This window comes from Sphingopyxis sp. (assembly GCF_036402335.1).
Lineage (GTDB): Bacteria > Pseudomonadota > Alphaproteobacteria > Sphingomonadales > Sphingomonadaceae > Sphingopyxis.
In genome coordinates, this window is sequence record NZ_DASWTD010000204.1 from 1 (window position 1) to 5,147 (window position 5,147).

Sequence of the window (5,147 nt, forward strand, 5' to 3'; positions counted from 1 at the left end):
CATGTCGACGAGACGTTCGAATTCGAAGGCCCCGGCCTTTCCAACCTCGAATATGCGCTTTGCGCCGAGGAAATGGGCCGCGTCGGCTTTGCCAGTGAAGTCTTCAACTGCTCGGCGCCCGACACCGGCAATATGGAGGTATTCCACCGTTACGGGACGCGCGCGCAGAAGGATAAATATCTCGGCCGCCTGATGAACGGGCAGATCCGCTCGGCCTTCCTGATGACCGAACCGCGCGTCGCCTCGTCCGACGCGACGAACATCGAAACGCGGATCGAGCGCGACGGCGACGACTATGTGATCAACGGCCGCAAATGGTGGTCGTCGGGCGCCGGCGATCCGCGCTGCGAGGTCGCGATCGTGATGGGCAAGACCGACTTCGCGGCGAAGCGTCACGCGCAGCAGTCGATGGTGCTGATGCCGCTCGACGCCCCCGGCGTGAACATCCTGCGCCACCTGCCCGTCTTCGGTTACGACGACGCGCCGCACGGTCATATGGAAATCGAGCTCAAGGACGTGCGCGTCAATGCCGACGAGGCGATGCTGCTCGGCGAAGGCCGCGGCTTCGAGATCGCGCAGGGGCGCCTCGGGCCCGGCCGCATCCATCATTGCATGCGCACGATCGGCGTCGCCGAAGAAGCGATCGCCAAGATGGCGAAGCGCCTCCAGTCGCGCGTCGCGTTCGGCAAGAAGGTCGCCGAATATAGCATCTGGGAGCATCGCCTCGCGCGGGCGCGCATCGATATCGAGATGACGCGCCTGCTCTGCCTGAAAGCCGCCGACATGATGGACAAGGTCGGCAACAAGACCGCCGCAGCCGAGATCGCGATGATCAAGGTGCAGGCACCGAACATGGCGCTCAAGATCATCGACGATGCGATCCAGGCGCATGGCGGCGCGGGCGTGTCGGAGGATTTCGGGCTCGCCAAGGCCTATGCGCACCAGCGTACGCTGCGCCTCGCCGACGGTCCCGACGAAGTCCACGAACGCGCGATCGCCCGCATCGAATTCGCCAAGCATAGCGAAGCGAGCGAGCCGGGCTTCTCGTCAGGCGACATCGGGGTGTCACGCTAAGGAATATTCCGTTCGTGCCGGGCTTGTCGAAGCACCGTCCTTCTTGCTTCGAAGAGAAGAGCGGCCCTTCGACAAGCCCAGGGCGAACGGTCAGAGAGGGTAGTTTAGAATGACCAAAGCCGCGATTCTGATCGAGCCGGGCAAGCCGCTGTCGATCGAAGACGTCGTCGTCGCCGACTGCGGCCCGCACGAGGTGCGCATCCGCACTGCCGCGTGCGGGCTCTGCCACTCGGACCTGCATTTCATCGACGGCGCCTATCCGCATCCGCTGCCCGCGATCCCCGGCCATGAGGCGGCGGGCATCGTCGAGGCGGTGGGCAGCGAAGTGCGCACGGTGAAGGTCGGCGACGCGGTCGTCACCTGCCTCAGCGCCTTCTGCGGTCACTGCGAATTCTGCGTTTCGGGCCGAATGTCGCTGTGCATGGGCGGCGATACGCGGCGTGCCGCGGGGTCGGCGCCGCGCATCACGCGCCCCGACGGATCGCCGGTGAACCAGATGCTCAACCTCTCGGCCTTTTCGGAGACGATGCTCGTCCACGAACATGCGTGCGTCGCGATCGATCCCGACATGCCGCTCGACCGCGCCGCCGTCATCGGCTGCGCGGTGACGACGGGTGCGGGAACGATCTTCAACGCCTGCAAGGTAACCCCCGGCGAGACCGTCGCGGTCGTCGGCTGCGGCGGCGTGGGCCTTGCGACGATCAACGCCGCGAAGATCGCGGGCGCGGGACGCATCATCGCCGCCGACCCGGTTCCCGAAAAGCGCGAACTGGCGAAGAAACTCGGTGCGACCGATGTCGTCGATGCGCTGTCGGACGATGCCGCGAAGCAGATCCTCGAGATCAGCAAGGGCGGTGTCGACCATGCGATCGAGGCCGTGGGCCGCCCCGCTTCGGCGAGCCTTGCGGTCGCGTCGCTGCGCCGCGGCGGCACCGCGACGATCCTCGGCATGATGCCGCTCGCCGAAAAGGTCGGTCTCTCGGCGATGGACCTGCTCTCGGGCAAGAAATTGCAAGGCGCGATCATGGGCGGCAACCGTTTCCCGGTCGATATCCCGCGCCTCGTCGACTTCTACCTCCGCGGCCTGCTCGATCTCGACAGCATCGTCGCCGAGACGATCCCGCTGGGACAAGTCAACGACGGGTTCGACAAGATGCGAAAGGGCGACGCCGCACGGTCGGTGATCGTGTTCGACCAATGACGCTCGACGCGCAAAAGGCGTTCAGCGGCACCGTCGCGCCCGAGGGCGCCGATGTGCTCGACGAAGCGAAGCTGACGGCGTGGATGGAAGCGAATGTCGAGGGCTTCGAAGGCCCGCTGACGCAAGGCAAATTCGCCGGCGGCCAGTCGAACCCGACGTACAAGATTTCGGCGCCTTCGGGCAATTATGTCCTCCGTCGCAAGCCCTTCGGCCCGCTGCTGCCCTCGGCGCATGCGGTCGACCGCGAGTATAAGGTGCAGGCGGGCCTCCATAAAATGGGCTTCCCCGTCGCGCGCCAATATGGCCTGTGCACCGACGACTCGGTGGTGGGCAGCTGGTTCTATGTGATGGGCATGGTCGACGGCCATACGATCTGGGACGGCGCGATGCCGGGATCGACCCCCGAGAATCGCCGCGCGACCTATGAAGCGATGATCGATACGCTCGCCGCGCTGCACAGCGTCGATATCGAGGCGGCAGGGCTGTCCGACTTCGGCAAGCCCGGCAATTATTTCGGGCGCCAGGTCGACCGCTGGACGAAACAGTACCGGCTCTCCGAAACCGAAACGATGGACGAGATGGAGCAGCTGATCGCATGGCTGCCCGCCACCTTGCCCGAACAGACGCGCACCAGCGTCGTCCATGGCGACTATCGCATCGACAATATGATCTTCGCGAAGGATCGGCCGCAGGTACTCGCGGTGCTCGACTGGGAACTGTCGACGCTCGGCGATCCGCTCGCCGATTTCACTTATGTGGCGATGGCGTGGGTGACCGAGAATGGCGGACGTTCGGGGGTGATGGACCTCGACCGCAAGGCACTCGGCATTCCCGAACTCGACGAGATGGTCGAACGTTATTGCGTAGCGACAGGCCGCGACGGCGTGCCCGACATGAACTGGTATTTTGCGTATAATTTCTTCCGCCTCGCGGGCATCATCCAGGGCATCAAGAAGCGCGTGATCGAGGGCACCGCCTCGTCGCAGCATGCGAAGGACATGTCCGAACGCGTCCGTCCGCTCGCCGAAAAGGCGTGGGACTTTGCGCGAAAGGCCGGCGCATGAGCCTGTTCGACATGACAGGGCAGGTCGCGCTGATCACCGGATCGTCGCGCGGCATCGGCAAGGCGACGGCAGAGGCGATGGCCGAGCAGGGCGCGAAGGTCGTCATATCGAGCCGCAAGGCCGACGCGTGCGAAGAAACCGCGGCCGGGATCAACGCGCGCTTTGGCGACGGCACCGCCATCGCGGTGCGCGCGAATATCTCGTCGAAGGAAGAGCTGGAGATACTGGTCGCCGAGACCCGGCGCGCCTTCGGCAAGATCACCGCGCTCGTCTGCAACGCCGCATCGAACCCCTATTACGGCCCCGGGCTCGGGATCAGCGACGACCAGTTCCGCAAGATCATGGACAATAATATCCTGTCCAACCACTGGCTGATCACGATGGTCGCGCCCGAAATGCTCGAACGCGGCGAAGGGTCGATCACGATCATCAGCTCGATCGGCGGGCTGAAAGGGTCGCCGATCATCGGCGCTTATGGCATCTCGAAAGCGGCGGACATGCAGGTCGCGCGCAATTTCTCGGTCGAGTTCGGGCCGCGCGGCGTGCGCGTCAACTGCATCGCGCCGGGACTGATACGCACCGACATGGCGCGCGCGCTGTGGGAAAATGAAGAGAATCTGAAACGATCGACCGCCGCTTCGACGCTGAAGCGGATCGGCGAACCGCACGAGATCGCGGGCGCCGCGGTCTTCCTTGCCAGCAAGGCGGGGGCATTCACCACCGGCCAGACCATCGTGTGCGATGGCGGGGCCACGATTTCGGGAGGCGCATGATGGGCGCATTGGACGGCAAGGTTGCGATCATCACGGGCGCGGGCAGCGGCATCGGCCGCGCGAGCGCGCTGCGCTTCGCCGCCGAGGGCGCGAAGCTCGTCATCGGCGACAAGACGGCGGCGGTGCATGACACGGCAAAGCTGGTGAAGGATGCGGGCGGCGAGGTCGTCGCGCTCGAAATCGACGCCGGCGTCGAGGCCGATGTCGCATCGCTCGTTGCGACCGCGCAGGAGAGTTTCGGCGGCCTCGACGTCGCCTTCGCCAATGCCGGGATCATCGGCGACATGGGCGGTATCTTCGATTTCGACCCCGCCGCTTGGGCCGAGACGTTGCGCGTCAACCTGATCGGCCCCGCGCTGATGGTGAAACATGCGGGCAAGGCGATGGTCGATCAGGGGCGCGGCGGCGCAATCGTGCTGACCGCGAGCGTCGCGGGTCTGAACTCGGGTGCCGGCCCGGGCGCTTACTCGGCATCGAAGGCGGGCGTGATCAACCTCGCCAAGGTTGCGGCGCAGCAGCTGTCGACGAGCGGCGTGCGCGTCAACGCCGTCTGCCCCGGCCTCACCGAAACGGGGATGACCAAGCCGACCTTCGATTATGCCAAGGCGAAGGAGGTCACGCACAAGCTTGGCCAGCTCAATCCGCTGCGCCGCGCCGCGCAGCCCGAAGAGCTCGCCAATGTTGCGCTTTTCCTCGCAAGCGACCAGGCAAGCTACGTCAATGGTCAGGCAATCGCGGTCGACGGCGGGCTCACCAGCTCGCATCCGGTGACGCGTCAGCTGCTGGGCCAGACCTCGCACTGACGGAGCAAGCCCATGCAATATCGTGACCTTGGCGACAGCGGCATCAGCGTTTCGACCATCTGCCTCGGCAGCTGGCTGACCTATGGCGCGGGGGTCGACGACAGCGCGGGGCGCGCGTGCGTCGATGCCGCGTTCGACGTCGGCATCAATTTCATCGACACGGCGAATATCTATGGCCGCGGCGCGGCGGAGAGCTTCCTCGGCGATGTGCTGAAGGACCGGCCGCGCGATA

Annotated in this window: 6 protein-coding genes; all 6 read left to right on the plus strand. The window is 65.4% G+C overall.

What is annotated here, in order from left to right; all coding sequences use genetic code 11:
• On the plus strand, nt 1-1,074 hold a 1,074-nt coding region (locus tag VGD20_RS06450; RefSeq protein WP_331133665.1), incomplete at its 5' end, for an acyl-CoA dehydrogenase family protein.
• A gap of 109 nt (nt 1,075-1,183) precedes the next feature.
• Complete coding sequence (locus VGD20_RS06455) at nt 1,184-2,275, plus strand: Zn-dependent alcohol dehydrogenase (RefSeq protein WP_331133666.1); 1,092 nt, start codon at nt 1,184-1,186, stop codon at nt 2,273-2,275.
• Complete coding sequence (locus VGD20_RS06460) at nt 2,272-3,339, plus strand: phosphotransferase family protein (protein ID WP_331133667.1); 1,068 nt, start codon at nt 2,272-2,274, stop codon at nt 3,337-3,339. Before VGD20_RS06455 ends, VGD20_RS06460 begins: the two co-directional genes overlap by 4 nt.
• Nucleotides 3,336-4,112 carry an SDR family oxidoreductase gene (locus VGD20_RS06465; protein ID WP_331133668.1) on the plus strand — a complete coding sequence of 259 codons (777 nt, stop codon included), beginning with the start codon at nt 3,336-3,338 and terminating at the stop codon, nt 4,110-4,112. Before VGD20_RS06460 ends, VGD20_RS06465 begins: the two co-directional genes overlap by 4 nt.
• The gene (locus tag VGD20_RS06470) at nt 4,112-4,915 is read left to right on the plus strand and encodes an SDR family NAD(P)-dependent oxidoreductase (RefSeq protein WP_331133670.1); all 804 of its coding nucleotides are present in this window, start codon (nt 4,112-4,114) and stop codon (nt 4,913-4,915) included. Before VGD20_RS06465 ends, VGD20_RS06470 begins: the two co-directional genes overlap by 1 nt.
• A 12-nt stretch (nt 4,916-4,927) precedes the next feature.
• On the plus strand, nt 4,928-5,147 hold a 220-nt coding region (locus VGD20_RS06475; RefSeq protein WP_331133669.1), incomplete at its 3' end, for an aldo/keto reductase.

Excerpts from the sequence above, each read along its gene's own strand:
- VGD20_RS06470 (WP_331133670.1), top strand. The coding sequence starts at position 4,112 with ATGGGCGCATTGGACGGCAAGGTTGCGATCATCACGGGCGCGGGCAGC.
- VGD20_RS06455 (WP_331133666.1), top strand. The coding sequence starts at position 1,184 with ATGACCAAAGCCGCGATTCTGATCGAGCCGGGCAAGCCGCTGTCGATC.
- VGD20_RS06460 (WP_331133667.1), top strand. The coding sequence starts at position 2,272 with ATGACGCTCGACGCGCAAAAGGCGTTCAGCGGCACCGTCGCGCCCGAG.
- VGD20_RS06465 (WP_331133668.1), top strand. The coding sequence starts at position 3,336 with ATGAGCCTGTTCGACATGACAGGGCAGGTCGCGCTGATCACCGGATCG.